This window comes from Candidatus Methylomirabilota bacterium (genome assembly GCA_035709005.1).
In the GTDB taxonomy this organism is placed as follows: domain Bacteria; phylum Methylomirabilota; class Methylomirabilia; order Rokubacteriales; family CSP1-6; genus 40CM-4-69-5.
The window spans coordinates 1-14,821 of sequence record DASTFB010000119.1 but is presented as its reverse complement, the minus strand read 5'-3'; the positions used below and the strand labels follow the sequence as shown (position 1 = coordinate 14,821).

At 71.3% G+C, this 14,821-nt stretch carries 11 protein-coding genes; all 11 read left to right on the top strand.

Annotated elements, in window-relative coordinates; genetic code table 11:
* A partial coding sequence (locus VFR64_20820; protein ID HET9492180.1) for a UDP binding domain-containing protein occupies positions 1-332 on the top strand: 332 nt, incomplete at its 5' end.
* Positions 333-339: 7 nt separating this feature from the next.
* Complete coding sequence (locus VFR64_20815; protein ID HET9492179.1) at positions 340-1,218, top strand: decaprenyl-phosphate phosphoribosyltransferase; 879 nt, start codon at positions 340-342, stop codon at positions 1,216-1,218.
* Between the two features lie 102 nt (positions 1,219-1,320).
* Complete coding sequence (locus VFR64_20810; protein ID HET9492178.1) at positions 1,321-2,376, top strand: DUF362 domain-containing protein; 1,056 nt, start codon at positions 1,321-1,323, stop codon at positions 2,374-2,376.
* A gap of 32 nt (positions 2,377-2,408) precedes the next feature.
* Positions 2,409-3,833 carry a glutamate--tRNA ligase gene (gene gltX / locus VFR64_20805; protein ID HET9492177.1) on the top strand — a complete coding sequence of 475 codons (1,425 nt, stop codon included), beginning with the start codon at positions 2,409-2,411 and terminating at the stop codon, positions 3,831-3,833.
* Positions 3,830-4,495, top strand: a complete 666-nt coding sequence (locus VFR64_20800; protein ID HET9492176.1) for a histidine phosphatase family protein — start codon at positions 3,830-3,832, stop codon at positions 4,493-4,495. Before gltX ends, VFR64_20800 begins: the two co-directional genes overlap by 4 nt.
* Positions 4,492-6,099, top strand: coding sequence for a Na/Pi cotransporter family protein (locus VFR64_20795; GenBank protein HET9492175.1), 1,608 nt, complete (start codon positions 4,492-4,494; stop codon positions 6,097-6,099). The genes VFR64_20800 and VFR64_20795 overlap by 4 nt, the downstream gene beginning before the upstream one ends.
* Positions 6,100-6,291: 192 nt before the next feature.
* Positions 6,292-9,249: a bifunctional [glutamate--ammonia ligase]-adenylyl-L-tyrosine phosphorylase/[glutamate--ammonia-ligase] adenylyltransferase gene (glnE, locus tag VFR64_20790; GenBank protein HET9492174.1), complete on the top strand. Its 2,958-nt coding sequence runs from the start codon at positions 6,292-6,294 to the stop codon at positions 9,247-9,249.
* 38 nt (positions 9,250-9,287) lie between these two features.
* Entirely contained in the window at positions 9,288-11,876 is a 2,589-nt protein-coding gene (polA, locus tag VFR64_20785; GenBank protein HET9492173.1) for a DNA polymerase I, read from the top strand.
* Entirely contained in the window at positions 11,873-12,505 is a 633-nt protein-coding gene (coaE, locus tag VFR64_20780; GenBank protein ID HET9492172.1) for a dephospho-CoA kinase, read from the top strand. Before polA ends, coaE begins: the two co-directional genes overlap by 4 nt.
* A gap of 7 nt (positions 12,506-12,512) precedes the next feature.
* Positions 12,513-13,301 carry a 16S rRNA (adenine(1518)-N(6)/adenine(1519)-N(6))-dimethyltransferase RsmA gene (gene rsmA, locus VFR64_20775; protein ID HET9492171.1) on the top strand — a complete coding sequence of 263 codons (789 nt, stop codon included), beginning with the start codon at positions 12,513-12,515 and terminating at the stop codon, positions 13,299-13,301.
* Positions 13,302-13,306: 5 nt separating this feature from the next.
* Entirely contained in the window at positions 13,307-14,548 is a 1,242-nt protein-coding gene (locus VFR64_20770; protein HET9492170.1) for a M23 family metallopeptidase, read from the top strand.
* Positions 14,549-14,821: the final 273 nt, after the last annotated feature.

The window sequence follows — 14,821 nt, the reverse complement described above, 5'->3', positions numbered from 1 at the left end:
GGGCCCGGATCCTGGTCCTGGGGGTGGCGTACAAGGCCGACATCGCCGACACGCGCGACTCGCCGGCCCTGGAGATCATCGCCGCCCTCCGGCGCAAGGGGGCCCGCGTCGCCTATCACGACCCCCTGGTTCCCGAGCTGGCCGTGGACGGCGCCATGCTGGTGGCCGGGCCCTGGCCGGATCCCGAGCTGGCGGCCTACGACGTCGTGCTCATCCTCACCGCGCACGCAGGCTACGACTGGGCGGCGATCGCCCGAGAAGCGCGGCTCGTCGTCGACACCCGAAATGCCACCGGCGCGCTGGGGCCCATCGCCCACGTCCTGCGCCTGTAGGTGAGCTGTGGTCGGCGCGCTCGTCGTCTCGCTGCGACCGCGCCAGTGGGTCAAGAACCTCTTCGTTTTCGCCGGACTCGTCTTCGGCGAGAAGCTGCTCGATCCGGCGGCCGGGGCGCTGGCCGTGGCCACGTTCGCCGTCTTCTGCGCGTTGTCCGGCGCCATCTACCTGCTCAACGACGTGGTCGACCGCGAGCGGGACCGGCTCCACCCCACCAAGCGGCAACGGCCCATCGCCGCGGGCCGCCTGCCAGTGGGCGTGGCCGTCGGCGCGGCGGCGGGGCTGCTGGCGGCGGCCCTGGGAGCCAGCCTGGCCATCGGCGTTCCGGTCGGCCTGATCGCGCTGACGTACGCCATCCTGCTCATCGCCTACTCGGCCTGGCTCAAGCACGTGGTGATCGTGGACGTCCTCGTGGTGGCAGCCGGCTTCGTCCTGCGCGCCGCGGCCGGCGCCCTGGCCATCCAGGTGGAGATCTCGGGCTGGCTCCTGATCTGCACGATCCTGGCCGCGCTCTTCCTGGCCCTGGGCAAGCGCCGCCACGAGTACCTGACGATTGGAGAGGAGGCGGCGCAGCACCGGCCGGTCCTGGCCCAGTACAGCGCCGGCCTGCTCGATCAGATGATCGCCGTGGTGACGGCCTCCACGCTGACGGCGTATGCTCTCTATACGATGTCGCCGGAGACGGTGGCGCGGTTCCACACGCGCCTGCTACCTATCACGCTGCCCTTCGTCCTCTACGGCATCTTCCGGTATCTCTACCTCCTGTACCACCAGCAGATGGGCGGCAATCCGTCAGACCTGTTCCTCAACGACCAGCCACTGCGCCTCAACACGCTGTTATGGATCCTGGCCATCCTCCTCATCATCTACAGCCCTCGGCTCTGATCGGGCAATGATGATCACGACTAACGGCGGTTCCGGCGGGGCACGGGCGTGGCGCCAGCCCGGGGGCCCGTGCCCTGTTCAATGACCAGTCAGGTCGCCGTCGTGAGGACGCGCCCGGAAACCGTGGTGGAGGACTACGGCCGCCTCATGCGTCTGGCCAAGTACGGGCAGGTGCTCGACCGGGACGGGGACCTCGTCCTCAAGCTCAACCTGTCCTGGACGAAGTATTTTCCGGCCTGCTCCACCCAGCCCTGGCAGGTGCACGGCCTGGTGCGCACGCTGCTGGAGGACGGCTACGACCGGCGCCGGATCTTCCCGGTGGAGAACCGGACGGTCGTGACGGACCCGCTGCGGGGCGCCCGCAACAACAAGTGGTTGCCCGTGCTGGAGAAGCACGGCCTGCCCTTCATCCCGCTGACCGAGGTCGCGTGGACCGTCCACCGTTTTCGGACCCCCCTGTTGAGGCTCAACCAGATCTTCCCCGAGGGGATCGAGATTCCCGCGATGTTCATCGGGCGAAACGTGCTCCACGCTCCGACCGTCAAGGTCCATGGCCACACGGTCACGACCGGCGCCATCAAGAACAGCTTCGGCGGCCTGCTCAAGGAGGTGCGTCACTACGCGCACGAGTTCATCCACGAGGTGCTGGTCGACCTCCTGCTGATGCAGCGCGAGGTGCACCCGGCCATCTTCGCCGTCATGGACGGGACCGTCATGGGCGATGGGGCCGGGCCGCGCACGATGATTCCCCGCCCGGGCAACGTGCTCCTGGCTTCCGCCGATCAGGTCGCCATCGACGCGATCGCGGCCCGCATCATGGGGTTCGACCCCCTGAGCATCCCGTACCTCCGGATGTGCCACGAGCGCGGGCTCGGCGTGGCCGATCCGCGGCACATCGAGATCCTGGGCGACGCCGAAGCGGTGGAGATGCGCCCGGGCTTCCGCGCCCGGCGCAGCCTGGTCATCTGGGGCGACCAGCTCATCCGGCGGGGGGCCCTGCGCCCGCTCAAGCATCTGCTGCTGCACACGCCGCTCGTGGCCTGGGCGCCGGTCGCCTCGAACGTGTACCACGATCTGCTGTGGTATCCCACGGTCGGGCGGACCCGCCTGCGGCGCTTCGCCGCGACGCCGTGGGGCCGGCTGTTCGCGTCCTACTGAGCTCGACGTCCACGCGGTAGAATGACGTCGTTGTGAGCTCGCCGAGCCGGTCTGTCGTCCGCGTGCGCTTCGCCCCCAGCCCCACCGGGCACCTGCACGTGGGGGGCGCGCACACCGCGCTGTTCAACTGGCTCTACGCCCGCCATCACGGGGGGACTTTCATCCTCCGGATCGAGGACACCGACCGTTCCCGCTCGACCGACGAGAACATCGCCTCCATCATCGAGGCGCTGCAGTGGCTGGGCATCGACTGGGACGAGGGCCCCCCGGCGCCGGGCTATCGGCAGACGGAGCGCCTGGACCTCTATCGCGCTCACGCCCAGCGTCTGGTGAAGGCCGGCCGAGCCTACTACTGCGACTGCCCGCCGGAGCAGCTCGAGCGGGAGCGCAAGGCGGCGGAAGCCCGCCTGGAGACCTTCCGGTACTCGGGGCGGTGTCGCGAGCGCGGCCTCACCGGGGGCGCGCTCCGCCTCCGGATGCCCGACGAGGGGACCACCGTCGTCAACGACCTCATCCACGGGGCGGTCACGTTCGAGCACCGGCAGCTGGACGACTGGATCCTCGTGCGGAGCGACGGCACACCCACCTACAACTTCTCGGTGGTGGTGGACGACGTCACCATGGCCATCACCCACGTGATCCGCGGGAACGATCACCTGTCGAACACCCCCAAGCAGATCATGTGCTACGAAGCCCTGGGCTGTCCGGTGCCGGAGTTCGCCCACGTGGCCATGATCCTGGGACCCGATCGGAGCCGGCTCAGCAAGCGCCACGGTGCGACCTCGGTCCAGGCGTTTCGGGACGCCGGCTTCCTGCCCGAGGCGATGGTGAACTATCTGGCCCGCCTGGGCTGGGCCCACGGCGACCAGGAGATCTTCTCCCGGCGCGAGCTCATCGAGCTCTTCGACATCAAGGACGTGACGGCCTCGGCGGCGATCTTCGACCACACCAAGCTGACGTGGCTGAACCAGCAGTACCTCAAGCGCATGGAGGGCGATCGGCTGACCGAGCGGGCGGCCCCCTTCCTGGCCGCGGCCGGCCTGGACGGGGCGCGAGACCCCGGCTGGCTCGCCCGCGTCATGGACACGCTCAAGGAGCGCGCCCGCACCCTGCCCGAGCTGGTCGAAGTGGGGCGCTTCTACTTCGAGCGGCCCCGGGAGTACGAGGCCAAGGCCGCCCAGAAGCTGCTCACGCCCGAGGGCGGGCGCCGGCTCGACGCGGTGATCGAGCGTCTGGAGCGGGTGCCGGCCTTCTCGCCGGCGGCGCTGGAGGCGGCCTATCGCGAGCTGACCGACGTCCTGGGTCTGAAGCTGGTGGACCTCGCCCAGCTCACCCGCCTGGCCGTCACCGGGCGAACCGCCTCGCCGCCGCTCTTCGAGGTGCTCGCCCTGCTCGGCCGCGAGGAGACGCTGGCCCGGCTGCGGGCCGCCCGGCGTGTCGCCGGAGGCGAGCGGTGAGGCTGCTGCTGGCCCGCCACGCCGAGTCCGTCTGGAACGAGGTGCGTCGCTTTCAGGGCAGCATCGACGTGGAGCTCTCCGCTCGAGGTCGGACGCAAGCGCAGGCTCTGGGCCGCGCGCTGGGCGGGTACCGGCCGGCGGTGGCTTACGTCAGCCCGCTGGCCCGAGCCCGGGAAACCGCGGAGATCGCGCTGGCCGGGACCGGGGCTCGCATCGTCACCGTCCCCGAGCTGCGGGAGTTCTCACTGGGCGAGTGGGAGGGCTGCTTCAGCGAGGAGATCCGCACGCGGGCCGGCGATCCCTACGGGGCCTGGGTGCGGGCGCCGCTCGATTGTCCGCCGCCGGGCAGCGAGCCGCTGGAGGGCGTGCGTGGCCGCGTGCTGGCGGCGCTGGCGGCCATCGCGGCCGAACACCGCGACGGCGAGGACGTCCTGGTCGTCTCTCACGGCGGCGTCATCAGCGTGTACGCCTGTCACCTGCTGGGCTGCTCTCTCAACGGGCTCTGGCGGCTCCGGGTCGACAACGCCTCCCTCACCGTGGTGACGCCGCCGCGCATCATCACGTTGAACGATACGCGGCATCTGCTCGACGGGCTTGCGCCGCGTCCGCTGCTGCGGCAGGAGAATTCACGCGACGGCAAGCCCCCCTCCGAGCAGAAATGAGCGTGCTGCTGGCGCTGTTCGGCGGGATGGCCCTGCTGCTCTACGGCATCCGGCTGAGCGGAGAGGGGCTCCAGCGCGCGGCTGGCGGCCGGCTGCGCCACCTGCTCACCGGGCTGGCCCGCAACCGCCTGCTGTCCGTGCTGTCGGGGGCCGCCGTGACCGCCATCATCCAGTCCTCGGCGGCCACGACACTGATGCTGGTGGGCTTCGTTTCGGCCGGGCTCATGACGTTCCGGCAGACGCTGGGCATCATCCTGGGCGCCGACATCGGCACCACCTTCACCGTGCAGCTGATCGCGCTGAAGCTCACGGGGTACTCGCTGCTGCTGGTCGGGGTGGGCTTCGCCACCATGGCCATCGCCCAGCGGCGGGTGGTGAAGGACATCGGGCAGGCCGTCCTCGGGTTCGGGCTGATGTTCCTGGGCCTCAAGCTCATCCTCGACGGCGTGGACCCGCTGCAGGCCCACCCGCTGGCGTCGCAGACGCTGGCGGCCCTGGCCGACAACGCCCTGCTCGGCGTGCTCGGGGGCGCCCTGTTCAGCGCGTTGGTCACGTCGTCGGCGGCGACGATCGGCTTGACCCTGGCCCTGACTCACGAGGGGCTGCTCCACCTGCCCGGCGCCATCGCCATCGTCCTGGGCGCCAACATCGGGACCTGTGCCACGGCGCTGATGGCGGCCGTGGGAACGTCGGCCGAAGCCAGGCGGGTGGCCGCCGCCCACATCGCCTTCAAGCTGGGCGGCGTCGCCCTGGTGGTGCCGTTCATCGATCCCTTCACCGCGCTGGTGGCGGCCAGCGCCGCCGATCCGGCCCGTCAGATCGCCAATGCCCACACGTTCTTCAATGTCGGCATCAGCCTGGTGTTCCTGCCCTTCGCATCGGTGGCCGCCCGGGCCATCGAGGCGGTGGTACCCCCCGATCATCAGGCCGACAATCCCTTCAAGACCCGCTACCTGGACGAGCGCGCTCTCGATCAGCCTTCGCTGGCGCTGGGCCAGGCCACGCGCGAGGCCTTGCGCATGGCCGACGTGGTGCAGGGGATGCTGCGCGATGTCACCGCCGTGTTCCGAGACAACGACCAGGAGTTGCTGGAGGACGTGGAGCGCCGGGACGACCAGGTCGACTTCCTGGAGCGGGAGATCAAGCTCTTCCTGACGCGCCTGGGGCGGGAGGCCATGGGGCCCGACCTCTCGCGCAAGGAGATCGCCCTCATCTCGATCATCGGCAACCTCGAGAACATCGGAGACATCATCGACAAGAACCTGATGGAGCTGGCCCGCAAGAAGCTCTACCACGGACGGCGCTTCTCGGACGCGGGCTGGGCCGAAATCGTGGAGTTCCACGGCACGGTGGCCAAGAACCTGGAGGTCGCCATCGCCGCCGTCGCCGCCGGTGACCGGACCCTGGCCCAGGCGGTCCTGGACCAGCGTCCGGTCATGCGGCAGCGAGAGCGCGAGCTGCGGGAGTCCCATCTGGGGCGGCTCCGCCAGGGCCTGGCCGAGTCGCTGGAGACTTCGGAGATCCATCTGGACATCCTCACCAACCTCAAGCGCATCTCCTCGCACGTGTCGGCGCTGGTGTTCCCCATCCTCGAGGAGGTGTAGGGCATTCGGGGAGGTCGCGGGCGAGACCGGAGAATCGGCGGTCTGAGCCTGGATCCCGTCCAGCTGCTTCGCACGGCAGGTTCCGCCTCGGGCACGGGCGCGGCGCTGCGCCGGCTCGGCTTCGCCGATCCCCGCGCCGCGGCGGCCAACCTGGCCGCGCTGACCCCCACGCCGCGAGACTGCGAGCTGCTGTTGCCCGCCCTGCCCCGCCTGCTCGCCGAGCTCGGCGCGGCCGCCGATCCCGACATGGCCCTGAACAACCTCGAGCGCTTCGCCGCGGGGGTCGACCGCGCCGTGCTCTTCCAGACGCTGACTGCCCATCCCGGGGCGGCGACGCTGCTCGGCCGGCTCTTCGGGGCCAGTCAGTTCCTGGCCGACGCGCTCAGGCGCCGGCCCACGATGCTGGCCTGGCTGCTGGAGCCGCACACCATGCGCCAGTGGCTGGCCGACGAGCTGGAGGCCGACCTGGCCCTCGCCCTGGCGCCGTTCACGACGACCGAGGCGCGGATGAACGCGGTGCGCCGGTTCAAGTATCGCCAGCTCCTGCGCATCACCAGTCGCGATCTGCTGGGCGACGCCGATCTGACGGTGACGACAGAGGAGCTCTCGCGCCTGGCCGACGTCTGTCTGGGCGAGGCCTGGCGGCACGCCGACGCCGCGCTGCGCGCGCAGTGGGGCGCGCCCCGTGCCGCCGACGGGGCGCCCACCGCGCTGGCCGTCATCGCGATGGGCAAGCTGGGCGGCCAGGAGCTCAACTACTCCTCGGACATCGACCTGATCCTGGTCTACGGGGACGATGGCGAGACCGAGGGCGGGCCGGCGGGCCGGCTTGCCAACGGGGAGTACTTCATCCGGCTCGCCCGCGACCTGGTGGCCTTCCTGGAAACCGTCACCGAGGAGGGCGCCGCCTTCCGGATCGATCTGCGCCTGCGTCCCGAGGGCCGCATGGGGCCCGTCGTGCTGTCCCTGGACGGGTACCGCACCTACTACGCCGAACGGGCCGAGCTGTGGGAGCGGCAGGCGCTGCTCAAGGCCCGCGCCTGTGCCGGCGACGAGCACGTGGGGGCGCGCTTCATGGAGCTGGCTCGGGAGGTCGTCTATCGGCCCGGGCAAGACGCGCGGATCGTCCAGGCCATCCGGGACATGAAGCGGCAGATCGACCGCGCCCTCGCGCAGCGGGCGGGCGACGGCGGGCGGGACAACGTGAAGCTCGGCCGTGGCGGCATCCGGGAGATCGAGTTCCTCGTCCAGGCTCTGCAGCTCCTGTACGGCGGCGACGATTCCTGGCTGCGCGAGCGCCACACGCTCAAGGCCCTCTTCCGCCTCGCCGAGCGCGGCTATCTGCCCCCGGCCCTGGCCCGAGCGCTGTCCGAGGCCTACGTTCACCTGCGTACGGTCGAGCACCGCCTGCAGATCGTCCACGAGGTGCAGACCCACACCCTGCCCACGGACCGCCTGGCCCTGGGGCGCCTGGCCCGCCGGCTGGGCTTCGGGGGCCCTCCGCGGCGGGCGGCCAGCGCGTTCAGCCGGCGCCATCGCGAGGTCACCGCCGCGGTGCACCGGGCCTTCCGCGACTTCTTCAGCGAGCCCCACCAGCCCGCAGCCCGGCGGGTGAAGCTGCCGAGCCTGCTCGCGCTGGGGGCGACCGGCTTCACCGATCCCGAGCGGGCGCGCCACAACCTGCGCCTGATCGTCGAGGGCCGCCCCCTCGTGCCCTATGCCGGCGCCTTCCGGCGGGCGCTCGAGCGGCTGCTCCCAGCGCTGCTGGACGCGCTGTGGAAGTGCCCCGATCCCGACGAGGCCCTCAACCAGTTCGAGCGGTTCCTGGCGGCGATCGGTCCCCGAGCCGGGCTGATCGAGCTGATCGCCGCGGAGGGCGAGGTGCTGGGCGGCCTGGTACGGCTGTGTGCGGGGGGTGACCTCCTCACGCAGCTGCTGATCACCCAACCCGAGCTGCTGACGACCCTGACCAACCCGCGGGCGATGGAGCGCGCCAAGTCCGCCGGCGAGTTCCGCGAGGCCTTCGCCTCCGTGTTCGCCCCTGCGCTGTCGCCGGCCGAGCGCCGGGATCGCCTGCGCCGGATCAAGCAGGCGGAGGAGCTGGCGGTGGTCTGGCGCTATCTCCTCGGGGTGACTCGTATCGAGGCGTACTCCCGGGAGATGACCGCCCTCGCCGAGGCAACGCTGGCCGCCGGCTGGCTTCTCGCCGTGGGCGGTCTCGTGGAGCGCCACGGCGTGCCACGCACGGCCGACGGCCGCTTCGTGCCCGCCGCCGTCGTCGGCCTGGGCAAGCTCGGAGGTCGAGAGCTGACCACGGGCTCCGACCTCGATCTCTTCGTGATCTACGCGGAAGACGGGGAGACGGATGGGGCGGATCGGGTGGACGCCCACACGTTCTGGAGCGCGGCGGTGGAGGGCGTGGCCGGCGCGCTCGGCGACATCACGGCGGCCGGGGTCGCGTTTCCCGTCGATCTCCGCCTCCGGCCGGGCAGCAAGGGCAGCGGCTTCGCCGCCAGTCTGAGCGCGGCCCGGCGCTATTACACGGACTACGCCGACCTCTGGGAGCGGCAGAGCCTGACCCGAGCCCGGCTCGTCCTGGGCGATCGGGGGCTGGCGCGGCACGTGCGGGCCATGCTGCGAGGGTACGTCTTCGGAACACCGCTCCCCGCGTCCGGGCTCAAGGAGATCGCCGACGTGCGGACGCGGATGGAGCTCGAGCTGGCCAGGGAGACGCCCGGCCGCCGGCACGTCAAGCTCGGACGGGGCGGCCTGGTGGACGTCGAGTTCCTCGTCCAGGCGCTTCAGCTCCTGCACGGCCATCGGCATCCCGACGTGCGCCTGTCTTCCACACGGGCGGCCCTGGCCGCGCTGGGGCGGGTGGGCGCGCTGTCCCCGGCGACGGCGACGAGCCTGGCCGAGCACTACCACTTCCTGCGGCGCGTCTCCGCGGCCCTGCGGCTGCTCTCGGGGCGCCCGCCCGACACGCTGGATCTCGCGGGTCCCATGCCGGCCCGGGTCGCCAGCGCGCTGGGCTATGCCTCGCGGCAAGCCTTCCTGGCCGACTACCAGGCTCGCACGACGGCGGTTCGCGCGGCCTACCGGGACGTCATGAAGCCGAATCCGCACGCCGGGTCCCCGGCCACAGCGTGACCGCGGGCCCGCAAGGCGGGCGCTATACTCACCGTGACATGAGCCGCTTCTACATCGTCGATGGACATTCGCACCTGTTCCGGGCCTATCACGCCGTGGGTTACCTCTCGACGTCCAAGGGGATGCCCAGCCACGCCGTGCTCATTCTCAGCACGATGCTGTGGAAGCTGATTCGCGAGGAGCAGCCGGAATACCTGGGGATCGCCTGGGACGCCCCTGGCCCCACGTTCCGCGACTCCCTCTTCGCCCAGTACAAGGCCACCCGCACGAGCATGCCCGACGACCTGGTGCGCCAGCTCCCCTACGTGCGGCGCCTGTTCGAGGCGCTGCGTCTCCCGGTGGTCGAAGCGCCCGGCTACGAGGCCGACGACGTTCTGGCCACGCTGGTCACGCGCGCCCTGGCGCACGACCTCGACGTCGTGGTGGTCACCGGCGACAAGGATCTGCTGCAGCTCGTCGGGCCCCGCGTCCGGGTGCTCAGCGTCGTGGGCCGTACGGGCGAGTCCGTCGTGTACGACGAGGCGAAGGTGCGCGAGCGATGGGGGGTGGAGCCGGCCCAGATCGCCGACGTCCTGGCCCTCATGGGCGACGCCATCGACAACATTCCCGGCGTGCGCGGGGTGGGCGAGAAGACGGCGGTCAAGCTCATCGCTCAGTTCGGCAGCGTGGCCCGGCTCTACGACAATCTGCCCCTGGTCGGCGGCAAGCTGCGCGAGACCCTGGCCGCCGGGCGCAAGGAGGCGCTGCTCTCCCGGGAGCTCGCCCTGCTCAATCACGAGGTCCCGCTCGACATCGACCTGGAATCGTTCCGCCGAGTCGAGCCGGACTGGATTCGTCTGCGCGCCCTCTGGATGGAGATGGAGTTCAGTCGGCTGCTCAAGGAGCTACCGGCCCAGACCGGCGCGGCCTCGGTCGTGGCCGAGCCGACCCCGCGGCTGGAGGATGCGGCCGCAATCGCCGCCTGGCTGGCGCGCGCGCCCGCCGCCACCCCGGTCGCCGTCGACTGGGCGGGCGACGCGCGGCCGCCCGTTCCACGCCTCGACGGCCTCGGCCTCTTCCACCCCGCCGCGGGAGCCGTCTCCGTGGTCGCGGAGCGAGCCGTCGAGGCTGCCGGCGCGCTCGCCGGTCGGGAGCTCATCATGCATGACGGCAAAGCGTTGCTCGAATGGTGGCTGGAGCACGCCGGCCGGCCTCCGACCATCCACGACAGCGCGGTGGCCGCGTACCTCCTCAACTCGGCCCGCTCCACCTATCGCATCGAGGACCTCTGCATGGAGGCTTTCGGCGACTGCCCGCCGTCGCTGGGGCCCGCCACGGCCGAGGACGCCCGCGGTAACGTCCTCGCCGCGCGCGCCCGCTGGGTCGCCCGGTACTGGGAGCACGCCGCCGCCGAGCTCGAGCGCGAGCAGCTGCGGGCGCTCTACGAGGACATCGAGCGGCCCCTGGTGCCCGTGCTGGCCGTCATGGAGCGACACGGCATCCGGGTCGATCCCGGTCGGCTGGAGGCCTTCGGCAAGGAGCTGGAGCGGCAGCTCGACGCGCTGACCCGGGAGATCTATCAGCTGGCGGGCGAGGAGTTCACCATCGGCTCGCCCAAGCAGCTGGCCCGCATCCTGTTCGAGAAGCTCAAGCTGCCCAGGGCGCGCCGAACCAAGACCGGATACTCCACCGACGCCGACGTGCTGACCGAGCTGGCCGTCGGGCACCCCCTGCCGGCCAAGGTGCTCGAGCATCGGGTGCTGGCCAAGCTCAAGGGCACCTATGCCGACGCCCTGCCGGGCCTGGTCAACGAGGCGACCGGCCGGATCCACACGACGTTCAACCAGCTGGTGGCCTCCACCGGCCGGCTCAGCTCTCAGGATCCGAATTTGATGAACATCCCGATCCGCACCGAGCTCGGCCGGCGCATCCGGGCGGCCTTCATCCCGGCCCAGGGCTGGAAGTTCGTGGCGGCCGACTACTCGCAGATCGAGCTGCGCATCCTCGCCCATCTCAGCGAGGAGCCGGCCATCATCGAGGCCTTTCAGCGCGGCGAGGACATCCACACCCGGACGGCCTCGGAAGTCTTCAAGGTGGCGGCCGCCGAGGTCACGCCGCTGCAGCGCACCATCGCCAAGAGCGCCAACTACGCCATCCTGTACGGCGTGTCGGCCTTCGGGCTGAGCCAGGCCACCAAGATCGACCAGCGGGAGGCCCAGCGCTACATCGACGAGTACTTCGCGGCGCATCCCCGGGTGCGGGCCTTCATCGATCGCACCCTGGAGGAGGGCCGCCAGCGCGGGTGGGTCGGCACGCTGCTCGGTCGGCGCCGCTATCTGCCGGATCTCAAGAGCCACAACCCGGTGGCCCGCAACGCGGCCGAGCGCATGGCCATGAACGCGCCGGTGCAGGGGACGGCCAGCGACATGATCAAGATCGCCATGGTCCGGATGCAGGCCGCCTTGACCGCCCGCGGGCTGCGCACCCGGATGCTCTTGCAGGTTCACGACGAGTTGCTGTTCGAAGCCCCGCCCGACGAGGCGTCGGCGGTGGAGGACCTGGCTCGCGAGATCATGGGCGCCGCGGTGCCCCTGCGGGTGCCGGTCGTCGTGGACATCAAGTCCGGCATGGACTGGTCGGAGGTGTGAGCCGTCCCTTCCTCCTGGTCGGGCTCACCGGCGGCATCGCCACGGGCAAGAGCACGGTGGCCGCGATGTTCCGGAACCTCGGTTGCCCGGTGATCGACGCCGACGTCCTGGCGCGCGAGGTGGTCGAGCCGGGCGAGCCGGCCCTGGCCGACATCGTGCGCGAGTTCGGGACCGGCGTGCTGGCCCCCGACGGCCGGCTCGATCGCAAAGCCCTGGCCGCGGTGGTCTTCGCCGACGCCGGCCGCCGGCGACGGCTGGAAGCGATCACCCATCCGCGCATCCGGGAGCGGCTGGCCAGCCGGCTCGCCGCGCTGGCCGGGGCCGGCTTCGGCGGCGTCGTGATCTTCGATGCCGCCGTCATCGTCGAGAGCGGCGCCTACCGGCAGATGGATCGGCTCGTCGTGGTGATCGCCGACGAGGCCACTCAGCTGGCCCGGCTCCGGGCCCGCGATGGGCTCGACGAGGAGGAGGCCCGGCGGCGGATCGCCAGCCAGATGCCGCTGGCCGAGAAGGCCAAGCTGGCCGATCACGTCATCGACAACTCCGGCGACCGCGCCGCCACCGAGGCTCAGGTGTGGCGCGTGCACGCCGCGCTCATGGCGGAGCAGCAGGCCCGGGCGCGACGCTAACCCCACCATGAAGGACACGAAGCGACGCGCGCTGGGCCAGCACTTCCTGCGGGATCCTCGGACCGCGCGCGCCATCGTGGACCTGGTCGCGCCCGGCCCGCGGGATCTCGTGGTCGAGATCGGGCCGGGCGAAGGGGCCCTGACCGCCGAGCTCGAGCGGCGCGCGGGCCGGGTGATCGCGCTGGAGATCGATCCGGCCCTGGTGGCCCGGCTGCGGACCCGCTTTCCCGGGGTCGAGGTGCTGGAAGCGGATGCCCGCCGGTGGAGCTACCGGTCGCTGCCGAGGCCCTCGGGGGGACGGGTGGTCGTCGTCGGCAACCTTCCCTACAGCGTCGCCAAGCCGATCCTGCAATCCCTCGTGCAAGCCCGTACCGCCATCGACGAGATGGCGCTCATGCTGCAGCGCGAGGTCGCCGATCGGGTGGCCGCGCCGCCGGGCGGCCGGACCTACGGAAGCCTGAGCGTCCTGACCCAGCTGTACTGCGAGGTCCGCGTGGCCCTGCACGTGCCACCCGGGGCCTTCCGGCCGCCACCCCGGGTGGAGTCAGCCGTCGTCCACCTGCGGGTCCTTCCCACGCCCAGGGTGGCGGTCTCGGATGAGCCCCGCTTCAGCAGCGTGGTTCGCGCAGCTTTTGCCCATCGCCGCAAGACTCTGGCCAACGCCCTGGCGGGCAGCCTGGGCATGGCCCCCGGGGCCGTCCGGGCGGCGGCGGACGCCACGGGGATCGACCCCGGACGCCGCGCTGAAACTCTCACAATTCCTGAGTTTGCGGCCCTGTCAACCCGGCTAATATAGAGGCCATGCGGATATGGGGTACCCGCCTGGCCCTGGCTGTGGTCGGGACCGTCGCCTTGCTGGGGACCGGGAGTCTCGTCTGGTGGTGGCAGGGGCCGGCGCCGAGCAAGCCCGAGGCGACGGTCGCCCTCGTGGAGGAGCCCCCGGCCCCGGCACCGCCGCTGCGAATGCAGACCGTCAAGCTCCGGCGGGGCGACACCCTGGTGAAGGCGCTGGTCCGAGCCGGCATGGAGGCCAGCGTCGCCCGCGAGGTGACCGCCGCGCTCGCCCGCAACGGGCTCGAGGTCAGGCGCCTGCGGCCCCGGGACGGAATCGAGATCGCCTGGAGCCCGGCCGACACCCCGTCCGCCGTAACGGTGCAGCCGAGCCCCTGGCTGGGCTATGCGGCCGTGGCCGATGAGGACACCTGGATCGTCAAGCGCCTGGAGACGACGCCCGACGTCAGGGTCGTCACGGTCCAGGGGCGCGTCGAGCGCTCGCTGTTCGAGGCCATCGAGCAGGCCGGTGAGTCGGCCTCGCTCGTGCACGACGTCGTCAGCATCTTCGAGTGGGACTTCGATTTCACCGCCGACCCCCGGCCCGGCGACCGCTTCCGCCTGATCGTCGAGAAGCGCTACGCGGGCGACACCTTCGTCAACTACGGGCACGTGCTCGCCGCCCAGTACGCCAGCGACAAGCGGGTGCTGACGGGGATCGGCTGGACGCCCGCCAAGGATCGCTACGCCTTCTACGACCTCGATGGCCGCTCGCTGCGCAAGAGCTTCCTCAAGTCGCCGCTTCAGTTCACGCGCATCACTTCCGGCTTCACGTGGGCGCGCCCGCACCCGGTCCTGGGCGGGGTGCGGCCTCACCTGGCCATCGACTACGGGGCGCCCGTGGGCACGCCGGTGCGCGCCGTGGCCGATGGGGTCGTGCTCCGGGCGGGCTGGAACGGCGGCAACGGCATCCAGGTCCACCTGCGCCACCGCTCCGGCTACGAGACGCTCTACAACCATCTCTCGCGAGTGGCGGCCCGTATCAGGCGCGGGACCCGGGTGAGCCAGCGGCAGGTCATCGGCTACGTCGGCTCGACCGGCCTGTCCACGGGGCCGCACCTGGACTACCGCGTCATCAAGCGTGGTCGATTCGTGAACCCGCTGTCCGAGAAGTTCATTCCCGGTGAGCCGATTCCCGCCGCGGAACGCGACGAGTTCCGGCGCCATGCGCGTGACCTGACCGAGCGCCTGGAGGCCGAAGCGCCGTTTTAGGTTGGAGGGGGCACGCGGCGCGCCCCTCCAGACCTCCCCATTCGCGCGAGGCCCGACGACCGACCCCCTCCAAACCTGATTTTTAGGCTGGAGGGGGCCCCAGGTGGCCCCCTCCAGACCTCCCCGTTTCGCGCGAGGTGCGACGACCGTGCCTCCTCCAAGCCTGATTTTTAGCCTGGAGGGGGCCCCAGGTGGCCCCTCCAGACCTTCCCGTTCACGCGGGGGGCGACCGCCGTGCCATCTCCACCGTTCCGGGTCGCGCCGGCCCGAAAT

Coding starts and splice junctions, on each gene's coding strand:
- VFR64_20795 (HET9492175.1), top strand. CDS start 4,492: ATGAGCGTGCTGCTGGCGCTGTTCGGCGGGATGGCCCTGCTGCTCTAC.
- VFR64_20770 (HET9492170.1), top strand. CDS start 13,307: ATGCGGATATGGGGTACCCGCCTGGCCCTGGCTGTGGTCGGGACCGTC.
- polA (HET9492173.1), top strand. CDS start 9,288: ATGAGCCGCTTCTACATCGTCGATGGACATTCGCACCTGTTCCGGGCC.
- rsmA (HET9492171.1), top strand. CDS start 12,513: ATGAAGGACACGAAGCGACGCGCGCTGGGCCAGCACTTCCTGCGGGAT.